Source organism: Seonamhaeicola marinus (assembly GCF_008085455.1).
Map to the genome: position 1 here is coordinate 1 of NZ_VSDQ01000600.1, position 283 is coordinate 283.

1 protein-coding gene is annotated in these 283 nt (G+C 38.9%); it reads right to left on the minus strand.

Annotated elements, in window-relative coordinates; all coding sequences use genetic code 11:
* On the minus strand, positions 1-283 hold a 283-nt coding region (locus FUA24_RS10735), incomplete at both ends, for a hypothetical protein (RefSeq protein WP_148542187.1).

Genomic DNA, 283 nt, shown 5'->3' on the forward strand with positions numbered 1-283 from the left:
GTGGTATTCCAGCTTCGTCAGTCAATTCATTAATTTGATCTAGTGTTGCGCCATCAAAAATTGGTGTTGCAAATTTGCGACCTAATTTTTGACCTGCCCAACCTAATACTGTTTCATAAATTTGACCAATGTTCATACGCGATGGTACACCTAATGGGTTTAGTACAATATCAACCGGTGTTCCATCTTCTAAGAATGGCATATCTTCTTGACGAACAATACGTGCAACAATACCTTTGTTACCGTGACGTCCTGCCATTTTATCACCTACTTTAAGTTTACG